General features: G+C 66.6%; 12 protein-coding genes. 6 read left to right on the plus strand and 6 right to left on the minus strand.

Annotated features, from left to right (window positions below; genetic code table 11):
- The first annotated feature begins 111 nt into the window (after window positions 1–111).
- On the plus strand, window positions 112–1,107 hold the full coding sequence (locus AC0IYS_RS14660; RefSeq protein ID WP_471705832.1) for an NAD(P)/FAD-dependent oxidoreductase: 996 nt from the start codon (window positions 112–114) through the stop codon (window positions 1,105–1,107).
- Here AC0IYS_RS14660 and AC0IYS_RS14665 read toward each other — a convergent pair.
- From AC0IYS_RS14665 to AC0IYS_RS14680, 4 genes are all read right to left on the minus strand, one after another.
- A complete protein-coding gene (locus AC0IYS_RS14665) occupies window positions 1,085–3,247 on the minus strand; it encodes a TonB-dependent receptor (RefSeq protein ID WP_471705833.1) in 2,163 nt (720 codons plus the stop codon). The genes AC0IYS_RS14660 and AC0IYS_RS14665 overlap by 23 nt on opposite strands.
- 65 nt (window positions 3,248–3,312) lie before the next feature.
- A complete protein-coding gene (locus AC0IYS_RS14670) occupies window positions 3,313–4,617 on the minus strand; it encodes a M20/M25/M40 family metallo-hydrolase (protein ID WP_471705834.1) in 1,305 nt (434 codons plus the stop codon).
- Between the two features lie 17 nt (window positions 4,618–4,634).
- Window positions 4,635–6,839, minus strand: a complete 2,205-nt coding sequence (locus AC0IYS_RS14675; RefSeq protein WP_471705835.1) for an ATP-binding protein — start codon at window positions 6,837–6,839, stop codon at window positions 4,635–4,637.
- 6 nt (window positions 6,840–6,845) lie between these two features.
- Window positions 6,846–7,997 (minus strand): pyridoxal phosphate-dependent aminotransferase, encoded by a 1,152-nt coding sequence (locus tag AC0IYS_RS14680; RefSeq protein ID WP_471705836.1) that lies wholly within the window; start codon window positions 7,995–7,997, stop codon window positions 6,846–6,848.
- Between the two features lie 124 nt (window positions 7,998–8,121).
- On the opposite strand from AC0IYS_RS14680, the gene AC0IYS_RS14685 reads away from it, so the two are divergent.
- Entirely contained in the window at window positions 8,122–9,300 is a 1,179-nt protein-coding gene (locus AC0IYS_RS14685) for a branched-chain amino acid ABC transporter substrate-binding protein (protein WP_471705837.1), read from the plus strand.
- A 49-nt stretch (window positions 9,301–9,349) separates the two neighbouring features.
- Here AC0IYS_RS14685 and AC0IYS_RS14690 read toward each other — a convergent pair whose 3' ends face one another.
- The gene (locus AC0IYS_RS14690; protein WP_471705838.1) at window positions 9,350–11,641 is read right to left on the minus strand and encodes a TonB-dependent receptor domain-containing protein; all 2,292 of its coding nucleotides are present in this window, start codon (window positions 11,639–11,641) and stop codon (window positions 9,350–9,352) included.
- 255 nt (window positions 11,642–11,896) lie between these two features.
- On the opposite strand from AC0IYS_RS14690, the gene AC0IYS_RS14695 reads away from it, so the two are divergent.
- The 4 genes from AC0IYS_RS14695 (at window position 11,897) to AC0IYS_RS14710 (ending at window position 15,979) form a co-directional block, all read left to right on the plus strand.
- Complete coding sequence (locus AC0IYS_RS14695) at window positions 11,897–12,286, plus strand: OsmC family protein (RefSeq protein ID WP_471705839.1); 390 nt, start codon at window positions 11,897–11,899, stop codon at window positions 12,284–12,286.
- A gap of 153 nt (window positions 12,287–12,439) precedes the next feature.
- Entirely contained in the window at window positions 12,440–12,868 is a 429-nt protein-coding gene (locus AC0IYS_RS14700) for a post-PEP-CTERM-1 domain-containing protein (protein ID WP_471705840.1), read from the plus strand.
- Window positions 12,858–14,270, plus strand: a complete 1,413-nt coding sequence (locus AC0IYS_RS14705) for a PA domain-containing protein (RefSeq protein ID WP_471705841.1) — start codon at window positions 12,858–12,860, stop codon at window positions 14,268–14,270. The genes AC0IYS_RS14700 and AC0IYS_RS14705 overlap by 11 nt, the downstream gene beginning before the upstream one ends.
- Window positions 14,271–14,395: 125 nt before the next feature.
- Entirely contained in the window at window positions 14,396–15,979 is a 1,584-nt protein-coding gene (locus AC0IYS_RS14710; RefSeq protein ID WP_471705842.1) for a RecQ family ATP-dependent DNA helicase, read from the plus strand.
- Here AC0IYS_RS14710 and AC0IYS_RS14715 read toward each other — a convergent pair.
- Window positions 15,945–17,111, minus strand: coding sequence for an esterase-like activity of phytase family protein (locus tag AC0IYS_RS14715; protein WP_471705843.1), 1,167 nt, complete (start codon window positions 17,109–17,111; stop codon window positions 15,945–15,947). The two genes, AC0IYS_RS14710 and AC0IYS_RS14715, sit on opposite strands and share 35 nt — an antisense overlap.
- Between the last annotated feature and the right edge of the window lie 18 nt (window positions 17,112–17,129).

Raw genomic sequence — 17,129 nt, forward strand, 5'->3', positions numbered from 1 at the left:
GGTCATCGCGTCGCATGAACCGAAATTGAACCGCCAAAAGGCCGCCAAGCCTTCTTCCGCCGCATTCTTCTCTCTATACTTGCGACTTTATAACGAAGAGGATTCATCGCCATGTCTGAAACACGTCTTAATGTGGCGGTGGTCGGGGCCGGGCTGGCCGGCCTGGCCTGCGGACGGCATTTGCAGGACGCGGGTTGCCGCGTCACCGTGTTCGAGAAGGCGCGCGGACCGGGCGGTCGCATGAGCACCCGGCGTGCCGACGGCTGGCAGTGCGACCACGGCGCCCAATACTTCACGGTGCGGGACAACGCCTTCCGCGAGGAGGTCGCCCGCTGGGAGGCGGCCGGCGTGGCGGCGCTGTGGGAACCGAAGATCGCCGTCATCGGCGGCGGCGGCCGGGCGGAGCCGGACAGCGTGGCGCGCTTCGTCGGCGTGCCGCGCATGAGCGCTCCGGCGGCGTGGCTCGCCGCCAGCCTGCAGGTGCACAGCGGCGTCACCATCGACGATATGCGGCATGAGGCGGAGGGGTGGCGCCTGCATTCGAAGGAGCAGGGACTGCACGCAGAGCGCTACGACGCGCTGGTACTTGCGGTGCCGGCGCCGCAGGCGGCCGTGCTGCTGGAACCGTTGCTGCCATTGACGGCGATGCAGTCGAACGCGGTCGCCATGCTCCCGAGTTGGACCTTGATGCTGCGTTTCGCGCAGCCCCACACGCCGGGCTACGACGCCGCCTTCATCAACGACGGGCCGCTGCGCTGGATCGCGCGCGACAGTTCAAAACCGGGGCGCGCCGGCAGCGAGGTCTGGGTGCTTCAGGCCAGCGCGGAGTGGAGCGCCGCCCATATCGAGGACGACGAGGCGGTTGTGACGGCGCTGCTGCTGGAGGCCTTCGCAAAGCTGGGCGGTCCGGCGCCGCTAGGCGTCACCGCGCACCGCTGGCGCTACGCCAAGGCCGGCGCGGCGTCCTCGCGCCAGGCCGTGTGGCTGCCGGCGGTGCAGGTCGGCCTGTGCGGCGACTGGCTCGGCGGCGGCCGCGTGGAAGACGCCTGGCTGAGCGGCCTGGCGCTGGCCGCCAAGGTGCTGGCTAGAACTCCGTGCTTGCCGTGAGCGCGAAGCTGCGCGGCGCGCCCAGCACCAGATAGCCGGTGCCCTGCGAGCCGCCGGCCGAGGCCCAGTAACTCTTGTCGGTCAGGTTGTCGACGCGGACGCGCAGCGTGTAGGTTCGGCCGTCCAGATCGAGCTGGAAGCGCGCGCTGGCGTCGAGCCGGTTCCACGACGGGAGTTCCTGCGTGTTGGCCGCGTTGACCGCTTGCGATGCCGTGTGCAGCGCGCGCGCCGACAGGCTCAGGCCAGGCATGCCCGGCACATCCCAATCGACGCCGAGATTGACCTGCGATTTCGGTACGCCGATAACGTCCTTGCCGTCGGTCGTGCCGCCGGCCGTGCGCTCCTGGGTCGCGTCGAGCAGGGTCACGCCGCCCAGCACCCGCAGGCCGCGCAGCGGTTCGCCGAAGGCCGAGAATTCGGCGCCACGGTTACGCTGTTCGCCGTCGATGCCGAACACCTTGCTGGCCGGGTTCAGCACGCCCTGCGGCTGGCTGGTGGTGAACAGCGCGACGTTGGCGCCGAAGCGGCCGCCGTCGTACTTCGCGCCCACTTCCTTCTGACGCGATTTGTACGGCGCGAAGATCTGGCCGACGTTGACGGCGGTCGATCCGGCCACCGCCCCTTGCTGCAGGCTCTCGATATAGTTCGCGTACAGCGACACCTGTTTCGACGCCTTGTAGACCAGCGCCGCGATCGGCGTGTTGGCGCTTTCGCTGTAATCGGCGTTCTGCCTGCCCGTATTGTAGGCGTAGCCGGTCTGCCGAATTCTTTGATGGCGCACGCCGACCGTCAGCAGCACGCTGTCGTCGAGGAAGCCCATGCTGTCGGCCACCGCGCCGCTGACCAGCTTCACCTTGTTGGTGGTGCGCGGATCGGACATGGCGTTGCCGAACGTGGTCAGGACCGGCAAGGCCATCGCCGGCGGGTTGTACAGCGACGTCGCCTGGTAGGCCGATGTCGCGTAGGCGTTGCGCGAATCGAGATCGAAGCCGGTCGTCGTCACCGCCAGTTTGTGGCTTATGGGACGGCTGCGCAGCGCGGCGCGCAATCCCAGTTCGCCGGTTTTGATATGGTCTTCGCGGGCGTTGTCGAAGCGGCGCATGTTGCCGGCGCCGGAGCTCGATGTCAGGTTCAGGGTGCTGGCCAGCCGATTCAGTTCATGGCCGCGCCGCGCGCCGAACGAGGCCCACGCCACCACGTCCCTGGCCACATCCCACTCGCCGCGCAGGGTGCCGAAGACATCGCGCTCGCTGGAGTAGTCCCACGGCTGGCCGAAATTGGCGCCGCCGTCCGGCGCCGCTGGAATCGGCAGCGCGGCGGCGACGTTGACCGCGGGCCGGGCGTTGCTTAGCTTACTGTCCTGCCAGCCCAGATCCGCCGACAGCCGGAAGCCGCGTCCGCGATAGTCGGCGCCCAGCGCGGCCAGTTGCAACTCGCGGTGTTCGTCGTCGATGGCGGTGCCGCCCTTGCGCTGCACGGCGTTGAAGCGCAGGCCGACGCGGTTCTCGTCGCCGAAGCGGCGCGCGATGTCGGTGGCCAGGTGGGTTTGCCGACCCGATTGCAGGCCGGCGCTGATTTCGGTTAGCGCAACGTTCGGCGCGCGCTTGGGCAGCAGGTTGATCGCGCCGCCGATCCCGCCGCCGGACGGCGAGGCGCCGTTGAGGAAGGTATTGGCGCCCCTGAACACTTCGACGCGCTCCAGCAGTTCGGCGGCGATGTACTGGCGCGGCAGCACGCCGTACAAGCCGTTGTAGGCCAGATCGTCCGAAGCGACCGGGAAGCCGCGAATGATGTACATCTCCTGGTAATTGCCGAACCCGCGCGCCACCCGCACCGACGGATCGCTTTGCAGCACGTCGGCCACGCTGCGCGCCTGCTGGTCCTGGATGAACTGCTGCGTGTAGTTGGTGCTGTTGAACGGCGTGTCCATGTTGTCCATGTTGCCAAGCAGCCCGATGCGCCCGCCCTTGGCGACCTGGCCGCCGGCGAAAGCCTTCGACAGGCCGGCGGCCGAGGCGTCGGCGCTGGCGCTGATGACGACCGTTTGCAGTTCAGGTTCGGTTTGCGCGCGCGCGGACGGCGCGAGCACGGAGAGGGCGGACAAAACGCAGGCGGTGGTGGTGTTCAATGCAAGGGGCATGGGAATGAAAATAAATGGGAATGATTCCCATTATCACTGCCATGCACCGCACTGTACAGTCTAACTTAAGGCATAGCCGGCGGCGCGGTGCCCTGGACCCCGGCCAGCCCGAGCAGGGTCAGCATGACATTTTGCGGCGCCGCGAACGCGTTGGTCGGCGCCCACCACTCGTTCTTTTCCGAGTGGTAGCCGCCGGAGCTGCCGCCGGCCGGCATGGTGATGGCCGGGATGCCCAGGCTCATCGGCAGGTTGGCGTCGGTCGAATGGGGGCTGTCGAGCAGCGCGGGCCGGCCTTGCGCGCTTGCCGCCGCCAGCGCCAGCTTGACGATCTTTGCGTCCTTGGTCATCTGGCCGGCCGGGCGGTCGCCGATCAACACGATGTCGGCGACGATCGCCTTGCTGTTCCAGCGCTGGTTGGTCTCGTCCACGCCCTGCTGGATCGCCGCCTTGATGCGCCGCTCGGTCTCGGCCAGCGACGCCGCGTCGGCCGAGCGGATGTCGACCAGCATGCTCGCTTCGGCGGCGATGCTGTTGATCGATTGCCCGCCCTGGATCACGCCGACGTTGAATGTCACCTTGGGTTCGGCCGGCACGCGCAGATCGTCGATGCGGGCGATCGCGCGGCCGGCGGCATGCACCGCCGACGGCAGGCCGAAGCCCTCGTAGCTATGCCCGCCGGGTCCGCGCACGGTCACCTTGAAGCGGCGGCTGCCGGTGCCGATGTGGGTCACCGGATCGCCGTCCGCGCCCAGCGCCGGCTCGAGGCCGACGAAGGCCTTGATGTCCTGGCGTTGGCTGAACAGGTGCTTGACCCCTTTCAGGTCGCCCAGGCCTTCCTCGCCGACGTTGGCGACCACCAGGATGTCGCCCACGGGCGCCACGCGGGCGTCACGCATGGCGCAGACGATGACCAGCACCGCCGCCAGCGATCGGGCGTTGTCGGCGATGCCGGGCGAGTAGAAGCGGCCATCTTTCTCGCGCACCGTCAGGTCGGTGCCGGCCGGATAGACGGTGTCGAGATGCGCGGCCAGCACGATGGTCGGACCCTTGCCCGCGCCGCGATAGGTGCCCAGCACATTGCCCGCTTCGTCCAGGTGAACGTCGTGCAGCCCGGCAGCCTTCATGCGCGCCGCGTAGTCTGCGGCGCGGGCCGACTCCGCGAATGTCGGCGCCGGGATGGCGTTGATCGCCAGCGTGTTGGCGGTGGTCGTCGGCTCGTTCTTTTCGATGTAGGCGAGCGCCCGTTTCACCGCCGGTTGCGCGGCGATGCGCGCCATGGTGCGTTGCTCATCCTGGGCATGGGCGAGGGCAGGAAAGGCCGAAAGGCCCAAGGCCAGCATGGTGCAGACGGTGAGGCGGAGTCGGGGCATGGAATTCCTGTGGAGGTTCAACGGAGTGTGGCGATCACCGAGAGCAAGCCATCGACATCGACCGGTTTGACGAAATAGTGATCGAAGCCGGCGTCCTTGGCCAGCTCGCGGTCCTCGCGGCGTCCGTAGCCGGTCACCGCCACCAGGGTGGCGTTGGCGGTCTGCGGCAGCTTGCGCAGCCCGCGCGCCAGATCGTTGCCGCTCAAATCGGGCAGGCCGATGTCGAGCAGGCACAGTTGCGGCCCGACCGCCTGGGCGATCTCCAGCCCCGCATGGGCGGTGTGCGCCAGGAAGACCTCGTGACCGACGGTCTCCAGCAGCAGCTGCAAGGTTTGCGCGGCGTCGATGTTATCGTCGACCACCAGCACGCGCAGCTTCGTTTGCGGCGCGGCCACCGGCTTGGCCGCCACCGGCGCCTGCGCGCCCGCCGCGCCGGGCAGCTTGATGGTGAAGGTGCTGCCTTTCTGGTCGCCGCCGCTGTCGACGACCACCGTGCCGCCATGCAGTTCGACCAGCGTCTTGACCAGCGCCAGTCCCAGTCCCAGGCCGCCCTGCGAGCGGTCGGAGTTGCGGTCGGCCTGCGCGAACAGTTCGAACACGCGCCCGCGCAATTCGTCCGACATGCCGATGCCGTTGTCGCTGACGACCATCTTGACTTCGCCCGCCTCGGCGCGCACCAGCAGGCGGATGGCGCCGCCGGCCGGCGTGTACTTGGCCGCGTTGTTGAGCACATTGACCAGCACCTGCACCAGCCGTTTATGGTCGCCCATGACCTGCAGCGGCGTCTCCGGCAGCACCAGGTCGAAGCGGTGCTGCTTGGCGCGCATCATCGGGTCGGCCTGTTCGATGGCGTCGGCGACGACGTCGGCGACGTTCAGCGGTACCCGCGTCAACGTCACCAGGCCACGCGTGACGCGCGAGACGTCGAGCAGGTCGTCGACCAGCCGCGTCATGTGCGTCACCTGGCGCACGATGATGCCGGCGGTGCGTTCGACCGACTGCGGGCTGGCGTTGCCGCTCTGGAGCAGCTGGGCGCCGGCGCTGATCGGCGCCAGCGGATTACGCAGCTCGTGCGCCAGCATCGCCAAAAATTCGTCCTTGCGCTGGTCGGCCTGGCGCAGCTGCGTTTCGGCCAGCAGGTGCTGCCGCTCCTTTTCCTGCAGCGCGGCGGCCATGGCGTCGAGTGCGCGCGCCAGTTCGCTGATCTCCTCGTTGCCGTAGGTGATGCCGCTGCGCGCGGCCAGCGTGCCGGAGGCGATGCTGTTGGCGGTGGTGGCCAGCCGCTTCACCCGGCGCAGCACCAGCACGTCGCCGACGAACCACGCCGCCAGCAGCGCCAGGATCAGGGTGGCCGTCAACGCCAGCAAGTCGAGCTTCTGGTCGCGGCGGGCGACGGCGGTGATGTCGTCGGCCGGAATGCCGATCGTGACCGTGTAGTCGGACAGCCCGTTGTTGCCGACCCGGGCGAAGCGGTGCAGCCGCTCGATGCCGTCCGGCCCTGTCAGCAGCACCGGTTTTCCCGGCTCGCCGGCCATGGCCGCGCGCATCGCCGGCCACACCTGTTTGCCGTACCATTGCTCGGGGTGCGGCTTGCGGGCGATAATGTTGCCTTCGGAATCGGCGGTCATCAGCAGGGACCCGGGCGGCAGCTGGATGTCGGCGACGAAGCGATCGAGTTTCGTCAGGTCCAGCGCGGCGAACACTACGGCCTGGACCTGCTGGCCCTCGTCGAGCAGCGGATAGGTAAGGTTGACGGTGTGCTTCTGGATCACCCGGCCGAAGACGTAGCCGCCGGCGACGAAGCGGCGCAAATGGACGGCGCGGCGGAAATGCGTGCGGTCGCCCAGGTTGACCACCGTTTTAGAGGGGATGGCGGTGCAGGTGACATCGCCGTTCAGCTGAATCAAGCCGAAGTTGGCGTAGTCCGGATTCTGCTTGTGGATGTTCGCCAGCAGGCGGCTGCAGTGGGCCTGGTCGCCCATCAAATCGGGCACGCTGGCCAGGTCGCGCAGGATCTGGCGCGCGCTTTCGATCGACTGAGCTTCGTTGGCGGCGGCCAGGTTGGTCAGCTGCTGCAGGTTTTCCTCGGCCACGCGGATGGCGTGTTGGCGTTCGCGCACCCCGCTGACGACCGTCATCACGGCGATCGGCGCGATCGCCAGCGCCACCAGTAAAATCAGCCGGCTGCGCAGGCTATTGAGTTGGAAGAGGAGAAAGGCCACAGCGGGTCAGTGCGCGCGGTACAGTGCGTTGCCGAAGTCGACGATGGCTTTGACGCCGCGCCGCAGCGTGGCCACATCGTCCGAGATGTAGCCAATGCGGATGTGGCCCGGCACGCCCAACGCCTCGCCGGGCATCACCGCCACCGAGCGCTCGGCCAGCAGCCGCTCGGACAGCGCGGTGGTGTCCATCGTCAGCGGCGAGACGTCGGCCCACAGATACGGCCCGGAGGCCGGGCAGCGCATCGTCAGCCACGGCAGGCCGGCGCTCAGGTCGAGCACCAGGTCGCGGCGCGCGCGGTAGTCGGCCAGCATCGCGCGCGGCTCGCCCGATTCGAAGGCCGCCGCCAGCGCCAGCTGGATCAGCATCGGCGCGGCGGCGGTGATCGGGCCTTGCAGCGTTTCCATCGCCGACACCAATTCAGGCGGCGCCACCGCGAAGCCGGCGCGCCAGCCCATCATGGCGTAGCTTTGCGACGCCGAAAACAGCGTAACGACACCGATCTCGCGCCAGTCCGGACGCGAGGCCAGGCTGATATGCGCGCCGTCGAAGATCAGTTTCTCGTAGCTCTCGTCGACGATGGCGTGGGTGCCGGTGCGTTTGAGCCAGGCGCCGATGCAGTCGATTTCGGCGGCCGTCAGTACCGCGCCGGTGGGGTTGTGCGGGTTGTTGACGATCAGGACCTTGGCCGGCGGCAGGCTATCGAGCAGTTCGGCCGTGATCACGTCCGGCAGGTCGACCAGCACCGGTTCGAGTCCGAGCAGTTTGCTGGTCGCCACGTAGGCCGGCCAGTGCGGCCTGAAGATGATCACGCGGTCGCCCGGATCGGCCATCACATATAAAGCCTGGTACAGCGCCTGCTTGGCGCCGTTGGTCACCAGGATGTCGGCCGGCGTGGCGCCGATGCCGTTTTCCTTGACAACCTTGTCGGCGAGCCGGGCGCGGATCGCGGCGTCGCCGACGACGGCGGTGTAGGCCAGCGATGGCTGGCGCAGGCCCGCGCGCGTCGCTTCGAGCACCGCTTCGGGGGCCTGGAAATGCGAGATCGCGATGGAAAAATCGATCACATCCTCGCCGCGCGCCTTCATGGCGTCGACCCGGCCGTGCATGGCCGTGGTGGCCAACGGCTTGATACGCGCGATGCGTTGGGAAATTTCCATATTGATATCCCTGAAGCAAATGTTACGGTGAATTATTTTACTTCAGTTATACCAGCAGCAACGCACGGAATGCAGAGTCTGGTGTCGGATGGTATCCTTGCCAAGTTTAACCCACGAGGATTGTATGAAGTTCCCAACAAAAGCAACTGTATTAAAGACAACGACGATCACGGGCGCCGTCGCGCTGGCACTGGCCGCCGGCGCGCCCGCCGCGCAGGCTGAAGACATCATTAAAATCGGTCATGTGGCGGCCACTTCCGGCCCGATCGCCCACCTGGGCAAGGACAACGAAAACGGCGCCCGCATGGCGGTCGATGAGCTCAACGCCAAGGGGGTGGTCATCGGCGGCAAAAAATACAAGATCGTGCTGCAGGCGGAGGACGACGCCGCCGATCCGAAGCAGGCCACGGCCGCCGCGCAGAAACTGGTGGACGCCAAAGTGCAGGGCGTGATCGGACACGAGACGTCCGGCACCTCGATCCCGGCCTCGCGGATCTACTACGACGCCGGCATTCCGCAGATATCGCCGTCGGCCAGCAACCCGCAGTACACGCGCCAGCGCTACAACACCACCTTCCGCAACGTCGCCAACGACGAGCAGTTGGGCGCCGCGCTTGCCCGCTACGCCATGCAGCAGGTCAAGGCCAAGCGCATCGCCGTCATCGACGACCGCACCGCCTACGGCAAGGGCCTGGCCGATGAATTCATCAAGAACGTCAAGCGCGGCGGCGCGGCATCCGGATCGAGCATCGTGTCGACCCAGTTCACCAACGACAAGGCGACCGACTTCAGCGCCATCCTGACGGCGGTCAAAGCGACCAGGCCGGATATGATTTTCTTCGGCGGCATGGACGCCGTGGCCGGCCCGATGCTGCGCCAGATGAAGCAACTGGCGATCCCGATCAAGTTCATGGGCGGCGACGGCATGTGCTCGGATTCGGTGCCGCGTTTGGCGGGCAACGCGATGAGCGACGGGCAGGTGATCTGCGCGGAGGCTGGCGGGGTGGAGCCGTCGCAGGAAAAAGGCATGGCCGATTTCCGCGTCGCGTATAAAAAGCGCTATGGGATCGAGGTGCAGACGTACGCGCCTTATACCTACGACGCGCTGATGACGATGGTGGCGGCGATGCGCAAGGCCGGCTCGCCCGATCCGGCCAGGTATCTGCCGGAGCTGGCGAAGATCCAGTACAAGGGCGTCACCGGCAATATCGCGTTCGATGCGCGCGGCGACGTGAAGGATGGCGTGCTGACCATCTACACGTTCAAGAACGCCACCCGCGAGAAGCTGGCGGTGGTGAAGTAAATCGGCACCGTGTCGCCCGTCGGCGACACGTATCGGCGGTCCCCCGGCATCACGCGCCCGGCGGGCCGCCGCCGGGGCCAGGGCCGCCCGGCCCCCCCGGCCCCATGCGCGGTCCGAAGCCGCCGCCTTCGCGCTCCGTCGACGAGCCTCCCGGCCCACCAAAGCGGTACGACAATCCCACATAAAACACGCGTCCATCGAAGCGCCTGGTGCTTGTCTCGCGCAAGGTGCTGCTGTTGATGACCGTCTCCATCTTGTTCTTATCCAGCACGTCGGTGACGTTGGCCACCAGGCTCAGTTGCGGCGTCAGCGCGTGGCGCGCGCTGAGATTAAGCGTGCGGTTCGGCGAACGGTAGCCCTGGCCCGACAAGGTCTTGCCCATCATCTGCAACGCCATCTGCATCTGCGTGGCTGCGCTGTACTGGTAGTTCAGCCGCAAACGGCCGCTCAGCGAATTGGCGGTGCGCGTGCTATACACGCCGGTGTCGTCCTGCGACCGCTGCTGGCTGCGCGCCAGGTTGCCGCTGGTGTTGATCGTCAAATTGGGCAGCAGCTTGCCGCTGACGGTGAATTCCAGTCCGCTCGAGTGACTGCCTTCGCCGTTTTGTTTGGTCGTCAGCAGCACGTTGTTGGCGATGAAATAGCGGTAGTCGACGATGGCGTCCGAATCCTCGCGGTAGTAGGCGCGCAGGTTGGTCTCCAAACCGGCGACCTTGGTCTCGTAGCCCACTTCGAACGAATCGGTCTTGGTCGGCATCAGCTGCGGATTGCCGGCCGAGACGTTGAATTCATCGCGGTAGACCTGGTAGGGATTGAGGTCGCTGGCGCCGGGGCGGCGGATGCGGCGCGCGTAGGCGAAGCGCATATTGGCCGTCTCGTTGACCTTGTAGGTCGCGAACAGGCTTGGAATGAAGTTGACGTAGCTGTTCTTGTCCTGCGTGCCGCTGGTAATCTGGCGGATGTCCATGTCGGTGTACTCGGTGCGCAGGCCGGCCAGCGCGCCCCAGTTCTCGCTCAGGCGCATCTGGTAGGAGGCGTACAAGGCCAATACTTTTTCGTCGACCTCGAAGCGGTTGGTGCGCGCCGGGTTGACGATGGCGACCGACGTCAGTGGATCGATGTCCGTGTACAGCGTGTCGAAGGTGCTTTTGGTGCTGGCCGCCTTGTAGCCGGCCTTGGCCGAGCCGCCCCACAGCGGGCGCTCGTAGTCGCCGGTGAAGTCGACCACCTTGATGGTGGTGTCGCTGTGCTGGAAGGCGCGCGTGTCGATGAAGCCCGGGGTGGCGTAATCGTTGGCGTAGTTGCTGTCGTTCTCATTGTCCGACGAGGACACGCGCAGGTCGATCTTCAGCGATTCGCCCGGCAGTTCGCCCTTGTGGTCGTAGCGCCCGCCCCAGCTGTAGTTGCGGCTGTCGCCTTCGCGCGCGGTCGTGCGCACGTAGTCGCGCTCCGGGCTGAACGACGTGGCGCCGTTGAGGTAGCGGTCGGTGCCGCGCTGGTCGTTGGTGCGGCCGTTGTAGGAGGCGCTGCCGGTGAGCGTGTCGGTCTGGTTCAGGTTGTAGCTGACGGTGCCGTTGGCGCCGACCATGTCGTTGAGGCCCTTGCCGACCGACGACTGGCTGCTGTGGACGAACGCGCCGGTCGCCGGATCGAGGCGGTCGCGGCTGACCTCGGCGGTGGAATCGCGGCCGTCGTGACGCACGTTGAGGCCGCCCTGGAAGCCCCAGGCGCCTTCGTTGTAGCTGCCGTTGACGGCGCTGTTGTAGCGGCCGTCCTTGCCGGCGTTGGCGTTGACGGTGCCGAAACCGCCCGGCTTGCGGTTGCGGCGCATCACCAGATTGAGGATGGGGCCGCCGCCGCCCTCGTTACCGAACTGCGCGCCGGGGTTGTTGATCACTTCCACCGACTCGATATCGTCGGCACCCATCGCTTGCAGCGCGGCGCCACGGTTCTCGCCTTGCAGCATGGCCGACGGCTTGCCGTCGACCAGGATCTGCACATTGCTGCTGCCGCGCAGGGTGACGGTGCCGTCCGGATCGACGGCGACCGACGGCACGTTGTTGAGGGCGTCGGCGGCGGTGCCGTTGGTGCTCGAGACGTCGGATTTGACGTCGTACACCTGGCGGTCGATGCGGTTGGTCGGACGCTCGCCGGCGACGGTGACGGACGGCACCACGGCGGCATCCTTCGCGGGCGCGGCCGTGGTGCTGGCTGGTGCCGGTTTTGCGGCGGGTTTTTCAACCGTGGTTTGGGCCAGGGCGCCGAGCGGGGCGGCCAGCAGCACGCCGAGCGAGCCGCCGGTGAGGCACTGGGACAGGAGTTTCTTTTGCTTCTTTTGCATGAGGCTGGCGGGCCGCCGGGCGGCGCCGTCTTATTTAATGTCGGAAGCCTGCTATTTTACAGAAGGCCCATGCCAATTATTGCCATTTACAAATCTTTACCAATATGAAGCTTGCGGAAACAAGGAAAGCGCACGCAAAGCGTTGTTTCCAAGCGTTGCCGCCGAAACACCATGCGCGCTTCTGGCTTTTGGCGGAGGCGAATCGTGCTTCCGGCGCGGGTCGGGCGCGATAAAATGGCGCCAAGGAGAATGACCATGGCACAAGGCGTCGCACGCATCGGCAGGGATATTTATAAGACATCGATCGAGGTCGGCGGCCACGCGCTGACCGGCGACGAGCCGCCGCGCAACGGCGGCGCCAATAAAGGTCCGGCGCCGTATGACTTCATCCTTGCCGGGCTGGGTTCCTGCACGGCGATCACCTTGCGCATGTACGCCGACCGCAAGCAGTGGCCCATGGAGGCGGTCGATGTGGCGCTGCACCTGGCGCCCGCCGCCGACGGCGCCTTGCTGATCAAGCGCGTGCTGACCTTCCACGGCGCGCTCGACGCCGATCAGAAGGCCCGCATGGCCGAAATCGCCGAGAAAACGCCGGTGACGCTGACGCTCAAGGGCGGCGTGCGCATCGAGACCAGCGTCGCCTGACATCCTTCAAATCGCCTTTCCCGTCTTGAACTGGATCAGGAATCCGTCCGGCCTGAAGTGGAACCAAATCGAACCGTGCCTCGTCTAACTTGGGCAAGTTGAACCATACCCATGGTTTTTGTTCGATTCGATGTTCTTACCAAAGGGCTTGATATGAACCTGACTAAACTTCTGGCGGGACTGCTTGGCGCCGCCGCCGGTTGCAGCGCCACCGCCTCGCCGCCAGCCGCCAACGGCGTCATGGAATTTCCCAACGTTAGTGTTGTCGCGCAGCCACCGCCGCAGCACGGGCGGGCGGAGCCGCCGCCGCACGCCGGCATGATGGGCTTCAAGGACCCGGCCACCGGCAAGCTGACCGGGCCGACGGCCCGGCAGGCGGCGGCGTTGGCCGTCCCGCCCAAGGGCGCCTCGACCACTGGCGCCACTTCCAAACCCACGCTGACCCGGCCACCGCACGGCGGCGTCGCCTTGATGCTCGACGAGCGCAACGAACGGTTTGCGCTGGCGCGCAAGGATGCCGCCGGCAAGGTCACCGAGACGTGCGAAGCGGACAGCGGGCCGGGAGAACATCATGAGAAATAAACTGATCGCCATCTGCGGCGCGTTGGCCATGCTGTGCTCGTCGGGCAGCTGGGCCGCCGCCGCCATTGCCATCGTCAACGGCGACCCGGCCGGCGTCGGCTTCAACGACCCGACGCCGGTGACGCCGGTGGGCGGCAACAGCGGCACCACCCTGGGCGCGCAGCGCATCAACGCTTTCCAACAAGCGGCGAGCATCTGGGGCGCGACGCTCGACAGCAGCGTGCCGATCCGCGTGCTGGCGACGTGGGAGGCCTTGCCCTGCAACGACACCGGCGCCGTGCTCGGGTCCGCCGGAGCCTTGCAAGTGTTCGCCAACTTTACCGGCGCACCGCTGGCCAACGCCTGGTACGGCGAGGCCGAGACCAACAAGCTGCTCGGCATCGACGCCGATCCCGACATGCCCGAGATCCGCGCCCGGTTCAACGTCAATCTGGGCCAGCCCGGCTGCTTCAGCGGCTCGCCGTTCTATCTGGGACTGGACAACAACCACGGGCCGCAGATCGACCTGGTGGCCGTGCTGCTGCACGAGTTCGCGCACGGCCTGGGCTTCCAGACCTACACCGACGACGCCACCGGCGAGCTGTTGGCCGGCATTCCCAGCATCTGGGATTATTTCTTATTGGATACGGCAACCAACAAGTTATGGAAGGACATGAGCGACGCCGAACGGGCCACCTCGGCCAGGCGCGCCGGGCGGCTGGTGTGGAACGGCCCCATCGTCACCGAGGCGGCGCGCATCGTGCTGCGGCCGGGCACGCCGTTGCTGACGATTCTGTCGCCCTCGCGCGTGGCCGGGGTGCAGCGGGTCGGCGTCGCGCAATTCGGTCCGCCACTGGGCAGTCCGGGCCTGACCGGCGAGGTCATGCCGGTCATCGATACGCCGCCCAACACCGGACTGGCGTGCACGCCGTTGGCGGAACCTAACGCCCGGGCCGTCCAGGGCAAGATCGCGCTGATCGACCGTGGCGGTTGCACTTTCGTCGAAAAGGTCAAGAACGTGCAGAACGCGGGGGCCATCGGCGCCATTATCGTCGACAACGCGGCAGGCACGCCGCCACCGGACCTGGCCGGCGACGATCCAACCATCGTCATCCCCGCGGTGCGGATTTCGCTGGAGGACGGCACCGCGCTGAAGGAGGTGCTGGCCACGCGCTCGCGCACCAAGTCCGGCCTGTTCGCCAACCTCGGCGTCAACCTGGCGGTGCGCGCCGGCACCGATCCGTCGGGGAGGGTGTTGATGTACGCGACCGATCCCAACCTGCCCGGATCGTCCGTGTCGCACTACGACATCAGCGCCATCCCCAACCAGCTGATGGAACCGTCGATCAACGACGACCTGTCGCACGAGGTCAAGCCGCCGCGCGATTTGACGTATCCGTTACTCAGGGACATAGGTTGGTAGCCGGAGGCGCGCTACGCACCTGACCGCCGCCCGGCCGAACACGCCCGGGCGGTGTGCTGGCGTACATACCGCAACGGCGTCCTTGTCTACTCTTTCTCCAGTCCCGCTGAATAGAAAGAGTGTCCATGGCAGCCCTAAAGAACAAGCAAATCAACGACCTTCTGCGCAAGGTCTTCGGCATCGAATCCTTGCGCGACGGCCAGCGCCACGTCATCGACAGCGTGCTGGCCGGCCAGGACACGCTGGCGGTCATGCCCACCGGCAGCGGCAAGTCGCTGTGCTACCAGCTGCCGGCGCGCCTGCTGAAGGGCGTGACGGTGGTGGTGTCGCCGCTGATTTCGCTGATGAAGGACCAGGCCGAAAAGCTGGAGGAGGCGGGCATCGCCAGCGCCGCGCAGATCAACAGCAGCCTGTCGCGCGTCGACGAGCTGGCCGCGCTGGAGGGTATCGAAAGCGCCGACAAGGATATCGTTTTCTGCACGCCGGAACGGCTGGTGACGCCGGAATTCCTGGCGCTGCTCAAGAGCAGCGAGATCGCACTGGTGGTTATCGACGAGGCCCACTGCATCTCGCAGTGGGGCCACGATTTCCGGCCGGCGTACCTGGAAATCGGCGCGGCGCTCAACGCCCTGGGGCGTCCACCGGTCCTGGCGCTGACCGCGACCGCCACCGACGGGGTGATCGCCGATATCCGCGCCCAGCTGGGCAGGCCGCGCATGGCGGTCGTCAACACCGGCATCTATCGCCCCAATCTGCATTACCGCGTACGCCAGGTGACCAATCCCGGCGAAAAGGACGCGCAGGCGCTGCAGCTGGTGCGCGAGACCGCAGGCGTCGGCATCATCTACGCCGCCACCGTCAAGGCGGCCGAGGAGATGTACGACATGCTGCGCAACGCCGGCGAGAGCGTGACGCTCTATCACGGCAAGTTGAAAGCGGCCGAGCGCAGCGAAAACCAGAACCTGTTCATGAGCGGGGAGCGCCGCGTAATGGTGGCGACCAACGCCTTCGGCATGGGCATCGACAAGAGCGACACGCGCTTCGTCATCCACTTGCAAGTGCCAGCCAATCTGGAAGCCTACTACCAGGAGTCCGGCCGCGCCGGGCGCGACGGCCTCGATGCCGAGTGCACGCTGTTGTACTACCATGCCGACAAGCGCCTGCAGCAATTTTTCCTGATCAAACACTACCCATCGGCCGAGGAATTGCGGGCCGTGTACGAGGCGGCTGTCGCATCGGAGCAGATGACCTTCACCGAGGCCGATCTGAAACCGCGCCTGGAGCAGCTGCCCGCCAGCCAGTTGAAAATCTGCCTGAAGATGCTCAAGGACGGCAAACTGTTGAAGCGCAACAGCAAGCTGGCCTACCTGGTGGCCAAACAGCCGAAAGGCCCGCCGAAGATGGCGGAGTTCGAGCGCATGGCGCAGGTCTACGTGGACAAGCATGAGCGCGACCGCGAAGGGCTGGAGCAGATGGTGGGCTACGCGCAGAGCGGCTACTGCCGCTGGAAGCTGCTGCTGGATTACTTCGGCGACCTGTCGCCGGGCTTCGAGCGCTGCTGCAAATGCGACAACTGCCTGTCGCCGCCGTCGATACAGGAAAGCGGGCCGCTGCTGGCTGCCGCCGACCCTTCGCCGACAGCGCCGCCGCCGGCGCTTTCCGCACAGTTGAACGCTATGGGATCAGTTCAAACAGCAGCAGTTGCGTAACCTGGTCCTTGCCGAAATTGTCGTCCGAGACCAGCACCAGGCTGGCGTGGCCGTTCGGCAGCACCGGGCCGAGGGAGATGCCCTCCAGGTTGTCCACCCGCGGCAGATTGAGCGCATTCACGTCCAATACCAAACGCTTTTTCAGCGGCGTGTAGGTGGCGCCGTTGATGCTCGCGAGGTTCTGGATATCGCTGGCGCCATCGGTGGTGATCTCGTAGATGCGGACGAAATCCTGAAAGGTGCCGTCGTCGGCCTGCACGCCGGAGCGCTCCATCACCAGCACCCGGTTGTCGCTGAGGGCGAGGATTTCCGAGATGCCGTTGTCGGCGAACTTGCCCTTGCCCGGCGCGGCGGGAATCGCCTCGAGCGGGTAGGCGAACTGCCCGAGTACCTTGCCGTCGCGGGCGAAGTGGGTGATGCGGTTGACGGCGCCGGTGCGCGGGTCCGGCAGCGCGCCATCCTGGATCATCGGTCCCTCCATCGACACCCACAGCGTATTGCCGTCCGGCGCGAAGCTCAAGCCTTCGAAGCTCTGGTTGTTGCGCGGTCCGGCCTTGCCGTCTTCGGGCACGTCGAACATGGCCGGCAAGGGCAGCTCCGCCAGGAAGCTGCCGTCGGCTTTGGCCTGACGCACGAACGGCGGCAGGCCGGCGGGCACGTCGCCTTCGCTGGTGTACCAGATGCTGCCGTCGCGGGGATCGACGCGGGCCGACTCCAGGTCGGGCACCACGCCGCCGTGCCGTTTGAAGTTTTCCTTCGACGGATAGGCTTTGCCGTCCGGTTGCAGCAGTGTGACGACGCTGGTCAGCTCGACGGACTTGAACGCTTTGTCATCGTACGCGAGCCGCGCGCGGTAGTAGCGCGCCGGATTGTGTTCGGAGCGGTCGTCGCAGATCATCACCCAATCGCCACGGGCGGCGTCGTAGTCGATGCCGGACAGGCCGCCCACCATCGTGCCGTGGAATTGCGCGCGCCACGGCAGCCGCTGCTCGCCGATGAAGCGCAGCGCCGATACCGTGTCGGGCGTGGTTTTGGCCGTCGGCAGCTGGGCGCAGCCGCCGAGCGCCAGAAGCAGGGAGAGCGCGCCGGCGAGGGGCCGGACGGAGCGGCGGGATGGGTGGTGAGCCTTCATATTCTCTTGTCGTGAGCA

The organism is Duganella sp. AC237 (genome assembly GCF_979254035.1).